Genomic DNA, 20132 nt, shown 5'->3' with positions numbered 1-20132 from the left:
AAATAAAGGTTTAGACACATTAGTATATCATAATACAATCTAAAAGATGATATTACATCTATTTGAATTATTTTACATTTCACCGACAGATTAAACATCTTATTTTTGTTTCGATAGTTTTATTTAAGAAGGAAAATAATTAATCACATCTTTTCCCGATAAAAAGGGAATGCACTTTTATCATGATAGCAAAAGAGTCCGAAGTGATTTCGGACTCTTTTATTTTATTTAGAGGGTGTTTTATACTTTTACAACAAGTAGCCTGTCGCAGACAAACTTACTCAACACATCTGCTTTGGTATCTTGATAGCTGATAGTCATACTTCCATCAAAATTTTCCACAGAATTAATATTTAACTGAGTGCCCAGTATTAGACTACGTTTACTTAAATAATTCAGAAAATCTTCGGATGAATCGATTACTGCCGAAAAAGTAACTACTTCGCCAATCTTACAATCGCTCAATCTATGATAATCTATTTGGGGAATATTTCCTTTTTTATCAGGAATAGGAGAACCGTGAGGGTCTATATGCGGATGATTTAATAATTCGTCCATTCGATCAAAGAATACAACTGAATTGATATGCTCTATCTGTTCAGCTATTGAATGAACTTCTTCCCAACCCAAACCCATCTTTTCATACAGGAACATTTCAGTAAGACGGTGTTTACGAAGAATTAGAGCTGCCTCTTGTCTGCCCTTTTCTGTCAGTTTTAAAGGCTTATAGCTTTCATAATGAACCAAGCCTTTTTCCGCAAACTTTTTCATCATGCTGTTTACGGTAGACATCTTTATGTCTAATGACTTGCTTAATTCATTAACAGTAGCTTCACCCAGTTTATTTTCCAGATAAAACAGATTTTTGAGATAATTTTCTTCGGTTGGAGACATTGTACTACAAATATATATAAAAACAAAAGAATAATAAAAATAAGGATCAAATAAATTTGTTTTATTAATCTAACTTTATAATTTTACAATTCTAATTACAATATAAGAGAACAAGAAGAATATTTTTTTGTTTCATAGTTACTAAAAGTAATAAAAGGTCTGCGACCTCAAAAACAGAAACGATGGAAAATGAAGCTCTGCAAATAGAAACCAAATTATCGGAACTCACCTACGGGGAAGAGGCAGAGATACTCGGTATTTCCGATAATTGCAAAGGCGAAATAAGAAGACGCTTGCTCGATTTGGGATTTGTGAGAGGCACCCGAATTACGGTTCAGAACATAAGTCCATTAAGTAATCCCGTTGCTTATAGTTTACGCAATACTTTGATTGCTTTACGAAACGAACAAGCAGAACTTATATTAATAAAGAAACTTTCTGACAATGACAAACGCTTGTAGTACATGCAAATATAATACTGCCTCCGATCTGAAAAAGATGGGAGAGCAAACCGCTTCTTTTGACTATACGATAGCTCTTGCCGGAAACCCTAATACAGGAAAGAGTACTGTCTTTAATACCCTTACGGGGCTTAGACAGCATACAGGAAATTGGCCGGGAAAAACAGTCACCACAGCTCAAGGGAGTTTTTCCTTTTTAGATAAGAAGTTTAAATTGGTCGATCTTCCGGGAACTTATTCTCTATTATCTACCTCAGAGGATGAAGAGGTTGCTCGCGACTTTATTCTTTTCGGAAAACCTGACGTTACTATTGTCGTGGTAGATGCCAGCAGATTGGAACGAAACTTGAATCTGGCATTACAGATTCTGGAAATTACCAACAAAGTTGTTTTATGCGTCAACCTAATGGATGAAGCAAAAAGACACAACATCGAAATAGACGACAGAACTCTTGCGCGAGATTTGGGGATACCCGTTGTAATGACAAGCGCAAGATCGAATGAAGGTATTACTGAATTATTGCATGCGGTACACGATTTAGCAATAGGCGAAATAGTTACAAAACCGTATCACTTCCAAGATATACCGAGAACAACCAATAAAGCAATTGAAAAATTAAATGATGAATTGCTAAAGTTATACCCTCAATTAGCAAATAGCCGATGGATTGCCATGCGTTTACTGGAAGGTGACGAGAGTATAATAAAGGCTCTTAAAGAAGGGAGGTTGCATTGATGACAGAGGATAGAAACAAACTAGATAAGTTACTCAAACTAGCAGAAGATTTACGGAAAGATGTGGGAGATAACTACCATGATAATCTAACCGAGAGTTTTTATGCCGATGCTTCTAAAATTGTAAAGAACTCGGTTAAATCTGACGATCAACACCGTACATTTAGGGTTGATAGAGCTATCGATAATATTGTTACCAGCAAAATATGGGGTTTTCCTATTATGTTGCTATTATTAGGCGTGGTACTTTGGCTGACTATAATAGGTGCAAATTATCCGTCTCAACTATTATCGTCTCTGTTTTTGGAAACAATTTACCCATTGTTAAAAAGTGGAGCAGAGAGTTTAAGTATTCCCTCATGGATTAGTGGATTACTTATTGACGGGGTTTATCTTTCTACTGCTTGGGTTGTAGCTGTAATGCTTCCACCAATGGCAATATTCTTTCCGTTATTTACATTAATGGAAGATTTTGGATATTTACCACGTATAGCTTTCAACTTAGACAATATATTTCGCAAAGCAGGGGCACATGGTAAGCAAGCCTTAACCATGAGCATGGGCTTTGGCTGTAACGCAGCAGGAGTAGTTGCAACACGCATCATAGACAGCCCCAGAGAAAGACTCATTGCCATTATCACCAATAACTTTTCGCTGTGTAACGGACGATGGCCTACTCAAATTCTAATAGCTACCATCTTTATCGGAGCAGTTGTTCCCACCGGTTTATCTCAATTGGTATCTACGGGATCAGTTATAGCCATTGCCGTATTAGGTATTGGTTTTACATTTCTGGTCTCTTGGTTCTTATCCAAGACGATGCTAAAAGGTGAAGCTTCGTTCTTTATCTTAGAATTACCGCCATATCGTCCGCCAAGAATATGGCAAACAATATACACATCCCTAATCGACAGAACATTGATAGTTCTGGGGCGAGCTATTGTATTTGCCGCACCCGCAGGAGCAATCATCTGGCTAATCAGCAATATTAACATTGAAGATCAAAGCATTGCCCTTTGGTTGATAGAGGGGTTGTCTCCTTTTGGAATCATCCTCGGTTTAAATGGTGTTATCCTATTGGCATACATCCTGGCTATTCCTGCCAATGAAATTGTTATACCCACTATACTATGCTTACCACGCTTACGTTCAGCAGCATGGGAGTTGGCAATGGTGCAGGTGTACTTTTCGATGGTTCGGAAAATGAGGTGGCTAATATTCTGCATGCCGGAGGGTGGACATTACTCACCGGTATCAATTTAATGCTATTCAGCTTGCTGCACAATCCGTGCAGTACCACCATATACACTATCTACAAAGAAACACGCAGCATTAAATGGACTGCTGTTGCTTCGCTATTGCCTCTTCTACTAGGTATTTTTGTTTGCTTTATGGTAGCTCAAATCTGGCGACTATTCTCCTAAAATAGTTTTTACAATAATGAACTATTTCTCCATAATACGGTTCATTAGATAGTATCTTATCTAATGAACCTAATGAAAAAAGCGTTTATAACGATTCAACTGACAATAGTATTTATCTTGGGTGTATTTTCGATAAAGGCTCAAGAAAAAAAAGTAAATATCATTCCATTTCCCGTTCTTGCGACCAACCCAACCGTAGGTTTCGCATTCGGTGTCTCTCCCGGATTTACATGGCACATGGGCGATCTGCAAAACACCAGTATGTCGTCTGTTGTTGCATCACTGGTCTATACTACTAATCAGCAATTTTTATTCAGTGCCAGAGGAAATACTTTTTTAGAAGGTGATAAATGGAATATCATGGCAGACCTCAGGTATCAGATAACTTCGCAGCCTACCTACGGATTAGGTACAGGAAGCGGCTCAATACATCCTTTGGTAAATAACGATTATGGCTATTCGGAAAGACATTATCTGAGAAAACATCAGATGATGGAATATGACCTCATAAGAGCTTACATAACCACACTGAGAAAACATGAAGATACCCGTTTCTTTTATGGCTTAGGATACCATCTGGATGTAATATACAACATAGACGATAATTTACTTAATCTGGATACAATACCTCAACAAGTAACTCAACACTACCGATATAATAAACTCAAAAATTTCAGTGCAAAAGGCAATACAGTATCAGGTGTATCACTCAATCTGATGTACGACAGCAGAGATAACGTTGCCAATCCCTATTCGGGACGTTATGCCTTTGCCAGTTGGAGGGTGAATCCTAAATTGATTGGCAGTACACAGAACTCAAGTACACTTTGGCTGGAATACCGCGATTACTTTAATCTCTCAAAAGAACGTCCCCGTCACCTCATCGGTATATGGACATACGGATGGTTTGTTACAAGCGGCAATTTACCGTATATGAACCTGCCTGCTATTGGTTGGGATATGTTCAGCAGGTCGGGAAGAGCTTATACTTCGGGACGTTTCAGAGGCGAAGATTTAATATATACCGAAGTTGAATATCGTTTTCCCTTACAAGCAAACAGCGACCTTTTGGGTGGTGTTATTTTTGCCAACACAACCACAGCAAGCAGCCGTACCGAGAATGTAGATCTTTTCCAGAATGTAAACCTTGCTTACGGTTTGGGGTTACGTGTCATGATTAACAAGAAGAGCCGTTCTAATGTCAATCTCGATTACGGATGGGCAACCAATGGCTCACAAGGATTATTCATATCACTAAATGAGGTATTCTGAAAAGATTACCATCCTCAAAATTAATTGCCCCTCGGACAACGCTTAGCATCCGAGGGGCAACAAACTAAATATCAAAAACTTACCACACTAAATCTTTAACCGGATTTATTTTTTCTGATTCAATTTCGTTTCCAACATTTTGATAAAGTATCCTCCCACTACCGATCGGGCTTGAAAGCCTCGTTGATTGGGTCTGTCTGTAAATACCCAGTCGGACATCGGTATACGGTCCGTTGTTTCGTTCATAAACAAATGTACAGGAGCAATAAACTTCTCAAAAGTAGCTTGATCATCAGCCAATGTGGCAGTCCATATAATCCAATCGGTTTTTGTATAAGGTTCACGGTTATCAAGAGGTAAACCATACTTATTTTGTTTAGTCAAATAATATGCTAATTCTTTTTTAGCTACTTCAGGTGGGAATATACCCAGTTTCAATAATTTATCCCAAACCATATTGTATTTTTGGCTCCACGTTCCCGATTGGTCGAATGTCAAACGGTAATGATCTCCGTCATCAGCCATTTTAACCCATTCGGCAGCCATTCCTTTTGCAATGTTGGAATACTTTTCGGCAACATCTTTTTTACCCAACATATCAGCTAATCTGCCGTAAGAAGCAATAGCTACTATAGCTTTAATCGAAAGATTGGTATTATGAGCAAAGTGTCCTGCAAAATCATCCGTACACAATTGGTTTTCGGGATCAAGTCCGTTTTCTACCAGATAATCAGTCCAGACGGTCAATACATCCCAGTGTTTTTTCGCATAATCGGCATTACCCTCTACAGTAGCTATCGCTCCTGTCACAATAATCATATTACCCGATTCTTCTATCGGCATATCACCGCCATAAGTTTGTCCGTTACCCAACGGGTAAGTACCTATGTCGTGGGCAGCAAATGGTTTTGCCCACTTTCCGCTTTCACTGTAATAGAAGATATGATTTAATAATCCTTTCGCCAATTCCACATTATAGTATAAGAATAAAGGCGACGAAGGATATGTTATATCCACAGTACCTATAGAACCATTACTAAAGTTTTCTTTCGACAAAAATAACAAATCACCGTTAGGAGCCTGAACTAATTTATGTGCACTTATTGCCTGACGATAAGCTATCGCACATAGTTCTGCATACTTCTTACCTCCTGCTGCCATTGCATCAGTCATCAGGCTTTCGTCAAATTTATAGCACTTAGCCAACAGTTGGCTGTACTCTTCTTTGGCTTTATGAAACTCATCCAGAATATTTTTCTTTCCGTCTGCATTCCAATAAGCTCTTAAGTTTTCACCGAAATATTGAACGGAATACAAATCATCGTATCCGATAAGGAATTTACCCGATGCTTTATTTACTGAACCCAAAGAACGGGTGAAAGCCAGTTTTTCATTCGTTCCGATTCTCTTTTCGACAGATCCTTTTTGTCCGTTATTGGTAAAATTAGCTCTAAGCTCTTTTCCGTCACCAATGCTCGATGTAGTACCTTTGTCTTTTTCAGTAGCCAAGTAGAAATATCCCCAATCGATACGAACATCATCACCCTGCTTAGCCAGAATCTTCTGTGTAGAACTTCCCGTTTTTAAGAATGACAGATCTCCATTATCGAAACCTTCACTTTCCGACTCCTGATAAGCCCTATCCAATGCCCAATTTGAAGATGCTTCGAGATATAATTGTACATCATGCGATTTATTATCTGCCGATACAATTTCATACGAAATGTAATTGATCGGACGAGACATTAGCTTCAAATCATCCATAAACAAAGGTGCTGTAAATGTCAGTTTCAAATCTACATTGCCACAACTAAATACATAGTGAGTTTGGGTGGCTTGTACGTCAACCGATTTCTGAATAGCTGTTTTATTAAAGAAAGTTGTATTTTCTTTTTCTACAAACAAACCATAATCCAATAACCCGTTACCCACTCTGTTATAACAGTATCCGGCTATTACATTTGTGCCTTTTGCCAGAGAATTTACTACATTTTCGGGCAGCTTGATCAATACATTTTTCTTAGCGGCATTTCCCGTATTTACAACTTCGATACCATTCACGTAAATGATAGCATCATCGTCGTGTGAATATTCAAGATAAACGTTTTTACCTTTCAGATCTTCTTCAATATTCACAACCCGTCTTGTCCAGATGTATTCACTACCCCAGTGAGTTTTGGCAGTAACCTCATTTTCCTGTGTGCCAAATGCGGCAGGACCTTCTTTCCATTTCGAATCGTCAAAATCATTTTTCATCCACGTATCAACGGGCTTATCGGTGGTATACTTACCTGTCCAATTACCATATTCCGAAGTTTTAGCGATTGCGTTCAATTCTAAATCTTCGGTTCCCATAAAGCGATACACTTCATTATCGACCTTTATGGCTCCAATCAACGGAAAGTCTTTGCCTGTCCAGTGTTTTACGGAACTATCATAAAGATTGTCGGTGAACGACCATCCGCTTGTATACGGATCGATAGTTATAAGAGGATAAGCCGGTGGGCGTATATCATTCTTTATAACATTAAAAGCAGGACTGTTGCTTTGCGAACAACCCAACATAGTTGCAGTTACCAAAAAGGCTAGTAAAAGATTTTTTTTCATATAAATTATATTTTAAGGTCACAGACCTTTTTATTATTTAAATATTCATTAGTTATACCAATCAGTAGTTGAATTGTCTGTAATAAACGTTCTTTTTTTTACTGACGCACCCTATCGGGTTTGTCTTTCATTTTGCCTTGATGCAAAACGAAACAAAAGATCAAGACTGTGTCTCCTTGCCCGACCCGATAAGTGTTTGAAAGCGAAAACAAAAAATTACTTTCGACTTTGATTTCTTTTTGTTTTTTACGCTTTCCTCTCACATCGGGTACCCCGTGCAACCGCCAAGGTCGGAGAGCCTGACGGGCGCAAGCAAAGCCGACATTTACTTCGGAGGTGAGGCATCCGTTCAACGAAGCAGTCGATAAGAATAAAATACAAAGAGTCCGACAGGACGACTTATTTTATTCCGACGGCAAGTTGTTAACGGATCACCACCGTAAGTGGTCGGCAAAAGACTTTTTGGTTCCTTTTGCGGCTTTGGGCAAAAGGAACACAAGCAATCTCTGATTGCGCGTAGGTAATTAATAACTTAAAAGAGCGTTTATTATAATCCGACTACTGCTTCGCATTAGTTACAAAAAGGTAACAAATTAAGTAACAAAAGTAACCGATCAACAACTAAAAAGTGTCATTTTCGAGAATCAACTAAACATCTGTATTTCAAAAACAAAGAACACAAAAGGTAACAAAAGTAACACTTCTCTCATGGGTTTTATTTTCTCTTATTGATTCTTGTTACTTTATGTCTGATTATAGATAAAATACCCCAACTACTTAAGTGGTTTCAATAGCTACTTATTACCACGTAAGAGAGACTTTTACACCATCCGGATTATTTTCGAAAGTAAGGAAAGCGGTTTTACTATATTCATCCCACAACCATTGAGCATCTTTTAATTCAGATCCGTCAGGTGCTGTTATCACATATTTACTCGGTTTGGCAGGCAGTAAAACTCGCATCGAATTTGTTGTATTTACAGGACTTTTAGCTATGAAAGAATAGGTTGATTTACTTATCTTTTCGTCATACACACGAGATGCGGAAGCCAATACCTGAGGTTTCGATTTATCTTTCACACGTCCTACATTATATAAAAAGGCCTGTTCGCCGGGTAATACCACCTTTTCTTTTAATACAGGCAGCTGCGGATCGAATAAATCGATCAATATACCTTTAACAGTATAAGGGTTTGTATTGCTGTTTTCGTCTAATACTGCCACTAAATCGTATTGACCTCTTGCCAGATAAAAGCTGTTTTTGAATTCTAATATACCTGCTTTCGCTTTTTGCTCATACATTCGTTTTACAACATCCACCAATTTAGTATCTTGCCCTGTTTCCATTGCAAACTCTTTAGGATCGTTACGCAAAACATACACTATACCTTTACCATAAGCATATTCCCCCTCCTTAGGATTGATACCAATATTCATTATTTCGAACAAGTGATCCGAAGCCACATTGTATTTCATATCTCCTTGGTTCCACCATTCCTGAACGGATTGGAACGGATCGTTATCCTGTCCGCTATATACAATAATACCTCCTTTTTTCACCCACTCGGCAAGAAGTTTATGAGCTTCGGCTGTCTGTGGTTTCATATTCGAATAAGACATCAACAAAACTTTAGTATCCTTCAGAGTTTCGGCATACGATAAATTTTCGATATGAACGGTCTTAACAGGTACTCCACGTTTCAGGAAAGGAAGTGCCTGACCATAAAAGTTCGACAATTGAGGGTCTTCATATCCTGCATGGGTAGGGTAACGCTGAAACATCAACGAATTAGCCATCAGAACACTGATACCTGTTGAACCTGTCACCTTATTATCCGACAATGGCATCGAATTCAAAGCGTTTATCATCACCTGCATTTGTGTTGAGTAATGGCGGGGAATAGTTGCCCTCTCCTCGCTGTTGGCGCTTTTTCGGTACAGTCCTTCGTAAATACGTTCCGGCCAAGGCATCACCTCATAATCGGCTATCTTAGGATACAATAATTGAGCTGTAAATGTAGCCTCGTAATTCTTCTTGTAATCTACCCAATCGCGAGGTAAATCTTCAATAGGATCGGTCAGGAAAAACATTTTACGCCCTGTCGGAGCTGTCATAGACTCCATAGAACCATACTCCAGAAAAGCGGTTTCGAAAACACGCTCTTTTACTTTACCGTTAAAATAGTTTGGCTCGCGGGATGTCCCCGTCCATACCTGTGCAATATATCCATCCACACAAGGAAGCGAAGCTAAACTTGCTTCGGGACTAATAATTTGCCATTGCGAATAATTCACCAGCGAGTGAGTAGGCACATAACAACGAACATTCATCCCCTTGCTTTTTCCATATTCTTTAGCATACGTAAATACTTCATTGAGGGCGTTGTAGTATAACTGATATTTTAATTTATTGGCTAAATAGGTGTTTTCGGGCGATTCGTGTTGCGGTCTCCAATCGAACCCGTAATACTTTTTCCATTCTCTTTTAAAAGCATCACTATAACCTGCACGTGCCCAAAATTCGGGTTCTTCCAGATATATAGCATCAATACCGGCATCTATTACCCGTTTGATTTGTGCCTCCTTCATGTATTTAATGAAGTTTTCGGTAGGTACGATATAGGGTATTAAATGACCATGCCATATAGTGTCTCCGTTTTGGGTTACCTGACCTTCATCGAGATGCCATTTACCATCCCATTTACCTGTAAAATAGTCCTGATATTCCCCCCAGGCTATCCCCGTCATGAAATGGGTTTTATAACCCCGGTCCTGCCACGATTTTACACGTTCTTCAAACGATACTCTCTTAGAATTATCCGAAGGATTTCCCCCAATACCATATACAATGGCAGCATCCGCTCTATTATCAATAGATGGCTTCCAAGGATGGGAAGTTTGGAAAACGGTCTTAACATCGTCTTTAGTTTGGGCTCCAACCTGAATTGCCAAACATAAAAGACCTAAAACCAGTATGTTCTTTTTCATATTAAATTGTTAAGTAGTTTATAAAAGTATGTTCTCCGTGATAGTTTAAGGTTTAAAGCTAAACAAATAAACGCTTAGCTTTAAACCTGAACAATTAAATCTAAAACTTTATGGAACCATTACTTCTCTTGCTTCATTATAATTCCAACGGCGTGTTCCGCTACCTTGAGGGGTATCATAATTTATACGTGCTGCGGCACGGATAAATACCGAACGTCCTCCGGGAATAGCATCCTTGGATTGAATTGTAATTGTTTCTCCCAACAAGGAGCTAAACGCCGAACCCGAGTATTCTATCTTGTTTGACCAGCGCGAATCTTGTGCACGATAACCTACACTTGATGAATAGCTGACAAACAATTGGATGTCGGTTATATTGAGAAAACTATTGCTGTAACTTCCCATCGGTTCTATTTTAGAACGAAAGTCCTCTTCCGATACACCACGTGTAACACGCACTTTTGCAGTAATTTTCCCATTACTTAATGTAGGTTCGCCTACCCACTCCACTTTCAGGAAAGGTTGTACTTTAAACTTAATTTTAGTCACACCTTTAATATCCAGTGTCTGACTTTCATCAGCTAAGGGAACTCCACTCGGGTCTTCACGAACCAAAGGGATAAACGGACCATCGATACGAACATTGTAGTTACCTTTAAACAGTTTTGTATTTTGGAAAGATCCGTCAGACATACAGTAAAAATCAGGGTTATGGGTGGCATTCGGACCCCAACTGAGTTCGGTCAGACGCACACGGATACCTTCACTTCCCTGGTCAGTTAATACAGGTTCGCCGGTAACAACATCCACCACTTCACCCTGTAACGTTTCGGCAGGCTCCTCATAATTGTCCATCTTGAACAAATCGCAGGAACTGAACGAAAACAACACACATAATAAAGTATAAAATGCTATTTTTTTCATATTCTATATATTCTTATATTATTTAAGTAATTCATTATCTGTTGGGTTGCTGGTCGATTAACGGACTCTTTGTGACTTCGTTACCGGGGATTGCAAAATAATAGTCAATCGGGTTATACTCGAATGTTTTCATACTCACCCACTGAAAATGTGCATCGAAGAAATACTTTCCGCTTTCGGTAGAGAGGAACGGGTACAAACCTCTGAAACGGTAACGCGAATTGTTACTGAATATATTTTTATCTTTGGTTTCGCCCCAAAAACCATCTCTGCTATCATAGTGCTGTACACGCCAGCGTCTCAAATCCCACTTTGTTTTATGTTCAAAGGCAAGCTCTTTGCGTCGCTCTTTACGCACAGTGTTGCGTCCAGCTTCGTTCGATGGAATACCACCGGTAAGTAACGTTGCACCCGCCCGTTCACGAATAGCATTTACGGCTTCCGTGGCTACCTGCATCATATTGGACCCGTCAGGAGATTGTTCTCCGGCAAGGGTCAGTTCAACCCCTGCTTCTGCTGCATTAAGCAAAACCTCTGCATAACGCATCAGGATAAACGGTTGTGCCGATTTCCCTTGACCAATTACAGCCGACGGATCGGGATTAAGCCATTTGCGTCCGTAAAATCCGGTTAATGTACTTTCACCATTATTATAAAAAGGTCCGTTAGCCCCGGCAGCAGTTATGGTACCTCCATCGTATGAAACCAACTCCTGACTTTGCCCTTCCATCGGACTAAGGTATAACGTTTTGGGTTTTTGAGTGTAAATACTCAGGCTCTGGTATTTATTATCGGCAGAAGCATAAGAATAGTCGCTAAATAGAGGTTTAATCGGTGTAGATCCCGTATATACACCGGCACGTATCTCAATATCCTTACCTTTAAACATATCGCCCGGAAAAATCACATAAGCACGCAGACGTGGTTCTGCATTCTTGAAAAAATCCATCGGTTTATCATATAACAGGTAATTTCCCTGAGTATTCGAATTTCCTGTGGTAAGTTTTACCGTACCGTCGGGATACCTGTCGAACCCATCAAATAACTCCAGAAAATCGAGTGTAGGACATGTACCCGCTGACAGGGGAGCACGGAAAATAAACGGCGAATTGTAAGCATCGTAGCCATGCGTCAAAGTAGGATATGTATATTGCTTCACATAAATATTTTCGGGACTGCTCAAATCGCTGAACATGTCTACCATATTCTGGTATTGTGCATCGCGGTCGGATGCAGCCCATTTTTTCTTATAGAGCGAGTATCCGCCGTCAAGCATCACTTCGCGGGCAGCTTTATAGGCTTCCCTGAAGTATTTCCTGGAAGCCACCTGCCATTTATCCTCAGCAAAACCCATTACCCGTATACCGGTTTTTTGTCCGAAACCGGTCAGACGACCCGGTACCGTTTCATTGTACTTGGCTACAGATCCGGCATACAGCATAGCTTCTGATTTGAACGCTAAGGCTACATATTTGTTGGAATATCCAACCTTTGGACTGATTGGCTTCAATAGCTCGATCGCCTTGTCGAAATCGGCAAGTACCTGATCCCAAGTTTCCTCTTCGGTAGAACGCGGTACTTCCAATGCACTTTGATCAGCAGGATAAGCTATTACTTTTGTCACCAAAGGTACACCGCCAAAACGTCGAGCCATAGCAGCGAATACAGTAGCACGCACAAAATAGGCTTCCCCTAAATAATGATTATAAGTTGCTTCCGGATAAGCCTTTTGGTATTTTGGCAATGTTTCGAGCAAATAATTGGCATCACGCAGCAAAGAAAACGGCTTGGCGTTGTCCTTGTTCCAGTAGGGATCGTCTTCTCCGGTAAATGCGGTACATATACCGTCGCGGTTCAACGCTTCGCCGGTGCCGTCTATACCCGTCGCATTTAACCACCCGTTGAATCTAATACCCCATTGAGCCAGGTATTTAAAATCTTCAAAGGGCATATTGCTATACATTCTCGCCATATAAATATCCATACCGGACTCATTCGTCAAAAGATCATCATCTGTAACGATATTTTTCGGCGGAACATCCAAATCCACGCAAGCGGAAAAGAATAATAAACTGAGCAGAGATAATATAAATATCTTTTTCATATATATATCAAAATTATAATTCGTAACTTTTTAACACAAATTTCTAAAACGAAAGCGTCATACCTAATGTATAAGTTCTATTGAGCGGATACATCCGTCCCTTTTCATCATCAGGATGTTCGGGATCAACAAATTTTACCTTTGTTAAGGTAAACAAGTTAAAGGCATTGGCAAATACACGCAGGTTCATAGATGATAAGGCTTTTATGTGAGGCAATGTATAGCCCAGTTCTATACTTTTGAGACGCAAATAAGCTGTACTCACACGGTTGAACTCCGAATTTGTAATCGGATAATGCCCCGTGTAGCCATAGTAGCCGCTCACCCATTCCGTAGAAGTATTATATGGATCTGCACTCGGATCGACAGGATGCCAGCGATCCAGATATTGTGTTAGAGTGCCCCCGCCATTAGTTCCCCATATACTATACAGCGGTTCTTTATATTCCATAGAACCGAGTGCCGATCCTTGAAAAAGGAAACTTGCATCAAAATTCTTGTACGACCCGTCAAAAGCCAAACTGTAATTGAACCACGGTGTTTGATCGTAAGCAAAAGGATGCTCGTCCAATCCGTCAATTTGTCCATCACCATTCCAATCCACATACTTATAGTCGCCCGGCAATACATCACGTTCGTGATAAAGCGGATACGAGTGTATATCATTCCAATTTTGGAAACGCCCGGCAGATTCATAGCCAAACTGCACACCCTGATAACGGTTAGTCAGATTGTCGTTTCTCCACTTATCATAGGAGTTGCCATATGGTCCTTTTTCTACGGCAATCATATGCTGTTGACGTGCAATCGTACCGATAGCTTTCACTTTATAGGTGAAATCATTGATCCGGTTTTTGTGTGTAAGTTCAAGATCGATACCAAAATTACGGTCGCTATTGAGATTTTCCAAAGGAGCTGTGGAGCCTATTACCGTAGGGAAGTCTCCTGTTTGCCGGGCGAAAAGTCCTTCACGACGGCGATCGAAGTAATCAAACGAGAATCCGAACAAACCATTCCATCCTTCAAAGTCTACACCCACATTGAACATATGCGATTCATACCATGAAATAAATTCGTTAGGAACGGGCTTAGTGTCTACTCCATAAATAAATTTATCGCCAAACATGTAACCGGGAGCATACTTATTAAAATATCCGCCCTCGGGATTCTCGCCTGAGGAGGGATAGTTATAGCCTCCCGACCATTCGTAATTCCAATCATTAGCTAAGTCATCCCCTAATATACCATAGCTGGCACGTAGTTTCAACTGATTTACAAATGACATTGCTGCAACCGACTTAAAGAAAGGCTCTTCCGATATACGCCAACCTGCGGAAGCCGATGGGAAGAAACCCCACTGATGACCGGGAGCAAATTTAGACGAACCATCGTATCGAAACTGTGCCTCCAGCAGATAACGATCGGCAAATGCATAGTTTACCCTACCGATTAATGCAGCATTAGCTGATTCATAGAGATCATTATTACCTTTATTCATACCTCCCAGCTGGTTAGCATCTATACCGGCAAAAAGGTAGTCCATCGAAAATGCAAGGTCGCGTTGTGCATAGAAATTATCACCTATACGTTTTTGAGTTTCCCAGCCCAACAGTCCGCTCACTTTATGTACAGAATTGAAAGTACGGTCATAATTAATGATAAACTGACCAAGTCGTTGTTGCTTATCATATATTTCGCGTCGGAGTTGGTTTGGCGAACTTAAGTCATATAATTTAGACAGATACAACTCGCTTATAGGATCATACGCATATTGATAATATTCTTTACGGTATATGGTATTATTATCTTGTCTATAGTCCAAACTAGCCAGAATTTTTGCCGACAATCCTTTCAATGCCGGTGCTACAGTCCCGAAATCGTAATTAAGTGTTGCCGAGGATTGGAAATATTTCTGTTCATATTTGCGATAACCCGATATATCGGAGGTCATCTCTGCGATCGTATTTTCTTCCAAATCCAATCCTTCATAATTGAGCATCGTGTTTTCAGTATCTGCATATGCAGGAAACAATACACCTTGCCGCCAATAATTACGGATAATCTCCTTTGCATCCGTATACGGATTGTTACGTTGATCGGCAATAGCGCTGAGGTTGATTCCGAAAGTTAACCCTTTCACAATCTCGGTATTGATATTGGAACGTATATTGTATTTATTGTAGTTTAAATCGCCTGATTTAAAGAAACCTTCCTGATAAAAATACCCCATACTCACAAAGAACTGAGTTTTTTCGGTTCCACCCGTAATACTTATATCGTGTTGGGTTTGTGGCGAAACATCGGAGAACACCAGTCCGTTCCAATCGGTAGTTCTGCGTGTACCGTTCTGGAAAGCCTCAAAATCCGCTTCCTTATATATGATATTGCCTCCGTTTACATTGTTCATCGATTTTTCGTTATACAATGTCATGGTTTGAAATGCATTGGCTAGTGCAGGCATTTTAGATACCTTCTGGAAAGTAAACGAGCCGTTGTAACTCACTTTTGTTTTCCCGTCTTTTGTTCCGCTTTTAGTAGTTACAAGAAGTACCCCGTTGGCAGAACGAACTCCATAGATAGCTGCTGAAGCGTCTTTAAGCACAGACACATCTTCAATATCGTTCGGATTAAGACGTTGAAACTCTTCTGTCGAGCGTGGAATACCATCGATAATCACCAAGGGAGCACCTAAACCCCGAATATCGAAGTTACTGTTGAATGCGCCGGGTTCGGCACTTTTTTGCCACACACGCACACCGGCAATCCGTCCTGCAAGCATGTTCTGAGGGTTTTCGTTTTGGGTTCGCAGCATTTCAGCTCCTTTAACGCCTGCTACCGCTCCGGTAAGAGTCGCTTTTCTCTGTGTACCGTATCCCACAACGACTACAGCATCAAGAACATTGTCATCCACTTGCAGCGCAGTATTAATCGTGGTACGCCCATTCACTCTCTCTTCTTTGGGAGCGTATCCTAAATATTTGAATACCAGCGTAGAATTTGCAGGAGCATTGATGGTGTATCCGCCATCGAGACCGGTAACTACACCGACTGTAGTATTCTTAACTACTACAGTCGCTCCAATAACCGGTTCATTGTTATTATCGGTAACTATACCTGATACGGTACTATTTTGTGCCTGCATCGATAAAGGTGCAAAAACAACAAGAAGCATCATCAGATGCAAGAGTTGCATGGCTTTAGCATATCGTGTTTTTATCATAACAATATTAAAAATTAAGTTATTTTTCTTTTTCCAGTTCATAGCGTGCCAAGACAGCATATTCCGCAGCAAAGGCAAACATAAACATGCCTTCGGTATTGTTCTTACCTCTATCGAGATTCCAGCCCACCAATAAATTAGTAGGAAGCATATCTTTGTAAAGGAACTTATCATACCCGTAATCAAGGTTCCGCTGAAAACTATTAATACAGATATCAACAGTTTTATAGGATGGATACATATCTACATATCCGCGCATCAGCACTCCATTGAACCAATCTCTGAAACCGCTGATATCATAGGTATAATATTCGGGAGTTGTAACGCCAAGCTTAGCAAAATATCCGAAACTTGCAGTCGCCAGCTTTTGACCGTCTTCCAGATAGGCATTATTGCCGGTTGCACGAAACAGATCGGCAGCACCCGAAAGCATTGTACCACTATTGTAAGTGATAGCAGGACCTACTCGATCCACACAAGTACCTCCTTTACGATAAGGCACGCCATCAATCTTCTCGGTTTCAGGACTTCCGGGAGTACAACCGCCCATCATATCATCGTATACACCATCAGCACGCAGTAGATTTTTCTTTTGCCAGTCGTATATTTTCTTTGCAAAAGCCAGGTAATAGTCGCTTTTCTTCTCCATTTGGGTTTTTCGCGTCTTTTTATCCGAAGCGTCTATATATCGGTGTTCAATCATATCGGCTTTGCTCTTATATAGTTCGTGTAACCACACCAATGGGCTAACCATAGGTCCGTTACTACACGAATGCTTAGTTACATAACCCGGTCCCCATGGTATACCGCCAATCTCTTCGCCATTGGCATCACGTGTACAATCCCAACCATCGAGTACATATTCGGTCAGATATTCCGCTTTATCCAGATACTTTTTATCATTGGTGAGTTTATACGCTTCTAAGAATTCACGTACAAGCCACATTTGATCGTCATATACATTCTCGATGCCCTCTACTTTGGCCGCTCCTTTAGAACCTCCTCTATTAACACCATACACCGACCATTCCTTAGTCTGGGTATAAGAGACCAGTTCAAAGGTTCCCAGATAATAGTCTGCATTGTCATACAACTTACTCAATAGCTCTACATAACGATTGAAGTGTTGGTCATAAAGGGTGGCATTACCGTATTCTTTCTGAGCTTTAAGACCGTGAAGAATAGCATTCACCGCTTCAATGGAACTGGTATACATCCACACACTGCCTTTTTCCTCGGAACGGATTTCCGTATAAGGATTATAATACCTGGCCATTGCCATGCCATCTCCTGTAAAATAAAGAGAGATAGTCTGATCGGCTATTTGCATGGCACGTACAAGATTCTGTTCTTTAAGGGGTCCTCCCGCCGAAGGGTTATCGGGATTATCGGAGGACGAACTTTCACTACAGGCAACTGCTACCAATAGGAAACTAATAATTATAGTAAGAATTTTTTTCATCATATCAGCTTTTAAGTAAATCAAAGTATTAATGATATACTTTAGTTGCAGGGGCAGACCTATGTGAGTGCACATCTGGATACACCCCTACACCAAAGCAATAATAGGTCTGAGACCTTATTTTAGATCAATCGAATAGAAAACCAGTTTATTTTCACCTGACTCGGCAACCCCGTTGTATACTCCAAAAGCAAGTACTACGTTATTGCCATTAAACTGCGACAGATCATATACAAACGAAGCATAACCTTCGGGATTACCGGCTCCACCATCTCCATGTTTAAACTTCCAACAGCCGTTATCTGCAGCAGAAGCCTCCTGAGCTGTATTGGATTTAGGAGCAATATGAGTCACTGTACCATCTTCTTTAATTGCAGTCAGTTTAAAAAATGTAGGATTACTGCCGAAGTTTCGGGTCTTCAGTGTCAGTTGATTGCTACCTGAAGCAATAGTAAACTTCGCATAGTAATATGATTCGGGAACCTCGGTACTTACTTCGGATGTATTACGGGTTTTAATCAGATAACCTTCCGATGGGAATACTTCGGGGTCTTTTTTCAAAGGAACAAACGACCATTCGTGACCAATATGCGAAACTGCACGCCATGCCTGATAAGCTGCCGGATATCCGGTTTTCATATCCACATCTCTTCCTGCACTGATAGGGCTGATACCTGTAAAATGCTTTTTGGTCTGAGGCATAGTAGAACGTACTGTCTCTTCGGTCAGCTTCCATCCGTCTATTACTTCGTTACCCGGTAACCAATCCCAACCTTCAACTTTTCGGTCAGCAAAACGAATTGCACGAAGAACAAGTTGTTTCCAGTAGTCTCCTGTTTCTTTGCGATAGATACCGATAGCAACAATCACTTCTTTACCAACATATGCACTCAGATCGAAAGTAAAGTCGGTATAATTACCCGAACCGTATTGTTTGGTTTCTCCTATTTGCACTGCTTGAGGTTCGGCTGCCGAAAGGTCGACTACCTGTACTCCAAAATAAGCGGGTGATGCATCGTCTGCATTATGTGTACGTAATCTCACGGAAAGAATTTTATTATCTGCCGTAATCTTTTTGCTGCCATATGTATACGAGTCGAACACTTCCAAATCGGAAGGATTAGTGCGGTCAGCCGGATCATTGCGAATCTGTAATGTCGTACCTTCCCATTGCTCTTCCCATTTACCATGGAAAGTCATAGAGCTGAAATAGTTACAAGCCCAATCCCAATGAGGGTAAGCATCGGCGTTACCTCCACCACGGTATTCGTTGTAATACCATTTGTCAGCAGTTAATAAATCAGCCTGAGTCAAACCTCGAAGCAGCTCCGTACCTCCCATCACTACATCCAGTGTTGCAACACCGTTAACAAAATCGGCTTTGCTTACTGTTCTGGTCACGGTCACATAGTTTGCTTTGATAAATGTTACGATATAATCATCGGCAATCAGGTTTTCGAGGCTATACTTGCCATCGCCCGCAGTGGTAACCGATATAGCAGGAGTTATACTGACAGTCACTCCGGAAAGTGCTGCTCCGCCATTTTTCCCATCGGTAATAACACCGCTAATCTTAGCCGATGCACTTACCATAGCTACCGTTGTGTTGGCTACTTTGTTGGCATCAAATTTATTTGCTGTAACCGTCAGGCTGATTGTCTGATATCCCGTTTTAGAGAATGTCACGGAATGTGACTCAATAGAAACATTTTCGAAAGTGTATTTTCCGTCGTTTCCGGTATTTACCGTTCCCTCGGTTCCGCCCATTCCGCCGATAGTAACAGCTACTCCGTCGATGGGTGTTCCTGCTTCATCAAGAACAACACCGGTAATTGTACCTATACCTTTATTGACCGGATCATCATCATTATTACAGGAACTTACTACACATACTATAGTACCCAGCAAGACCATGAACATAAAAGTTCGTAAAATCTTCAATAATTTCATGTTAATAATTAAATAAAAAGTTAAGGGTTGAATTCAAATCAGGTATATTGGATACTCGTTATTAAAAATCAACCCACTGTTTAACAGTTTT

14 protein-coding genes are annotated in these 20132 nt (G+C 40.4%); 5 read left to right on the top strand and 9 right to left on the bottom strand.

Features of this window, described 5'->3' with window-relative positions; genetic code table 11:
• Positions 1-240 precede the first annotated feature (240 nt).
• Complete coding sequence (locus tag CLV62_RS06950; RefSeq protein WP_110310062.1) at positions 241-894, bottom strand: metal-dependent transcriptional regulator; 654 nt, start codon at positions 892-894, stop codon at positions 241-243.
• Between the two features lie 182 nt (positions 895-1076).
• Here CLV62_RS06950 and CLV62_RS06945 point away from each other — a divergent pair, with 182 nt between their 5' ends.
• From CLV62_RS06945 to CLV62_RS06935, 5 genes are all read left to right on the top strand, one after another.
• Complete coding sequence (locus CLV62_RS06945; protein WP_110310061.1) at positions 1077-1355, top strand: FeoA family protein; 279 nt, start codon at positions 1077-1079, stop codon at positions 1353-1355.
• Complete coding sequence (locus CLV62_RS22240) at positions 1339-2091, top strand: FeoB small GTPase domain-containing protein (protein WP_317048076.1); 753 nt, start codon at positions 1339-1341, stop codon at positions 2089-2091. The genes CLV62_RS06945 and CLV62_RS22240 overlap by 17 nt, the downstream gene beginning before the upstream one ends.
• Positions 2091-3353, top strand: coding sequence for a nucleoside recognition domain-containing protein (locus CLV62_RS22235; RefSeq protein ID WP_317048075.1), 1263 nt, complete (start codon positions 2091-2093; stop codon positions 3351-3353). The genes CLV62_RS22240 and CLV62_RS22235 overlap by 1 nt, the downstream gene beginning before the upstream one ends.
• Positions 3248-3514 carry a hypothetical protein gene (locus tag CLV62_RS22230; RefSeq protein WP_317048077.1) on the top strand — a complete coding sequence of 89 codons (267 nt, stop codon included), beginning with the start codon at positions 3248-3250 and terminating at the stop codon, positions 3512-3514. The genes CLV62_RS22235 and CLV62_RS22230 overlap by 106 nt, the downstream gene beginning before the upstream one ends.
• 72 nt (positions 3515-3586) lie before the next feature.
• The gene (locus tag CLV62_RS06935) at positions 3587-4786 is read left to right on the top strand and encodes a BamA/TamA family outer membrane protein (protein ID WP_110310060.1); all 1200 of its coding nucleotides are present in this window, start codon (positions 3587-3589) and stop codon (positions 4784-4786) included.
• Positions 4787-4891: 105 nt separating this feature from the next.
• Here CLV62_RS06935 and CLV62_RS06930 read toward each other — a convergent pair whose 3' ends face one another.
• From CLV62_RS06930 to CLV62_RS06900, 8 genes are all read right to left on the bottom strand, one after another.
• Positions 4892-7393, bottom strand: a complete 2502-nt coding sequence (locus CLV62_RS06930) for a glutaminase family protein (protein WP_110310059.1) — start codon at positions 7391-7393, stop codon at positions 4892-4894.
• 98 nt (positions 7394-7491) lie between these two features.
• Positions 7492-7746: a hypothetical protein gene (locus tag CLV62_RS21485; RefSeq protein ID WP_146212711.1), complete on the bottom strand. Its 255-nt coding sequence runs from the start codon at positions 7744-7746 to the stop codon at positions 7492-7494.
• Between the two features lie 448 nt (positions 7747-8194).
• Positions 8195-10381 carry a hypothetical protein gene (locus CLV62_RS06925; protein ID WP_110310058.1) on the bottom strand — a complete coding sequence of 729 codons (2187 nt, stop codon included), beginning with the start codon at positions 10379-10381 and terminating at the stop codon, positions 8195-8197.
• 108 nt (positions 10382-10489) lie between these two features.
• Positions 10490-11305: a DUF3823 domain-containing protein gene (locus tag CLV62_RS06920; protein ID WP_110310057.1), complete on the bottom strand. Its 816-nt coding sequence runs from the start codon at positions 11303-11305 to the stop codon at positions 10490-10492.
• Between the two features lie 34 nt (positions 11306-11339).
• Positions 11340-13409 (bottom strand): RagB/SusD family nutrient uptake outer membrane protein, encoded by a 2070-nt coding sequence (locus tag CLV62_RS06915; RefSeq protein WP_110310056.1) that lies wholly within the window; start codon positions 13407-13409, stop codon positions 11340-11342.
• A 43-nt stretch (positions 13410-13452) separates the two neighbouring features.
• Positions 13453-16629 (bottom strand): SusC/RagA family TonB-linked outer membrane protein, encoded by a 3177-nt coding sequence (locus CLV62_RS06910; protein ID WP_110310139.1) that lies wholly within the window; start codon positions 16627-16629, stop codon positions 13453-13455.
• Between the two features lie 19 nt (positions 16630-16648).
• Positions 16649-18094, bottom strand: a complete 1446-nt coding sequence (locus tag CLV62_RS06905) for a glycoside hydrolase family 76 protein (RefSeq protein ID WP_317048074.1) — start codon at positions 18092-18094, stop codon at positions 16649-16651.
• A gap of 114 nt (positions 18095-18208) precedes the next feature.
• Positions 18209-20041, bottom strand: a complete 1833-nt coding sequence (locus CLV62_RS06900) for a carboxypeptidase-like regulatory domain-containing protein (RefSeq protein WP_110310055.1) — start codon at positions 20039-20041, stop codon at positions 18209-18211.
• Positions 20042-20132: the final 91 nt, after the last annotated feature.

Source organism: Indolivaga alginatilytica, from assembly GCF_003201355.1.
GTDB classification, from domain to species: Bacteria; Bacteroidota; Bacteroidia; order Bacteroidales; family Dysgonomonadaceae; genus Dysgonomonas_A; species Dysgonomonas_A alginatilytica.
This window is presented reverse-complemented; position numbering and strand designations above follow the sequence as displayed.